This is a genomic window from Leptospira inadai serovar Lyme str. 10, from assembly GCF_000243675.2.
Taxonomy (GTDB): domain Bacteria; phylum Spirochaetota; class Leptospiria; order Leptospirales; family Leptospiraceae; genus Leptospira_B; species Leptospira_B inadai.
The window spans coordinates 1-1,008 of record NZ_AHMM02000014.1 but is presented as its reverse complement, the minus strand read 5'-3'; the positions used below and the strand labels follow the sequence as shown (position 1 = coordinate 1,008).

Genomic DNA, 1,008 nt, shown 5'->3' with positions numbered 1-1,008 from the left:
CATCCCGGGGATGCAGGGTTTGGAATCGCCGTGCAAGCCGCCAAGCCTGTCGTTATGATCGCATCCATTACTTGGTCATTTCTATATAAGTAATTCGCGTTTCTTGAATATACCCTATGCTCTTCGCTCATGTATTTCTCTCGGTTATCGGCGAGTTCTCCGTAGCCTGCTGCGATCGATCTGTTCAAGTCGCTATGATCCGTCTTGAAAGTCCCGAAGTCTAACATCCCCATACTAACGACTTTCGTCTTGAAGGAAAGTTCGTTGATTAACATTCCTCCCGCTTCATTCACAAGATCTCCTAGAAACAAGTTAAAGTCCACCATTCCGGTGATCGAATACATTAGGCTAGTTCCCGCTTTATTAATAAAATCCCGTGTCTCCTTCATTGCTTCGTGAGTTCCCATGCAGAGGACAGAAGACAGAGGACGGAGGACTGACGGGGGAAGTCTCCCCCGCGCTACAGCCGCGTTACACGCGTCTTCCGCTACCCCCTCTCCGGGGAATCCTCTACTCTAAACCCCCGGACCCAAGGTCTCGTTGCAACGGGATACTAAATTAAGGAATTATACTATACACAAGCAGATTCACGGCCTCTCGTTTTCCATTCCAGGCCGTTTCTCCTAATCGTAAGCAAGATCTGCATTCATAGTTCATTCTGTTGTTTTCTAGAACCAGATGGCATTTCTCCACCCCAACAAGTTCTATCATTGTATCTGCCTGGCTTTAAAGGAAAATCTCGACAGTCTTTCCTTCCATACACAATATCCTGCATCGCTCCAGGTGGTAGCTCCCGGTATTTGTGAAGTTCCTTGTACACATCAGTTACTGGAAATTGAATCCCTTTTTCCGTTAGCATATCAATGAACTTTTCCTTATATGGCTGATTTCTAGTTACCGCCCTTCCTTCCGCCGTCTTCGCTAAACCAAGAAGATTATACGTATAGCCATGCTCTAAAAACCAAATCGCTATATCAAAACGACCGCCGACTCCTATGGCCATCTCGG

At 46.5% G+C, this 1,008-nt stretch carries 1 protein-coding gene and 1 pseudogene; both read right to left on the bottom strand.

Going from position 1 to position 1,008, the window contains the following annotated elements; genetic code table 11:
• On the bottom strand, positions 1-389 hold a 389-nt coding region (locus LEP1GSC047_RS03665), incomplete at its 3' end, for a hypothetical protein (protein ID WP_155825648.1).
• Positions 390-646: 257 nt separating this feature from the next.
• Positions 647-1,008: pseudogene (locus LEP1GSC047_RS21800) on the bottom strand (ankyrin repeat domain-containing protein); the annotation flags it as partial.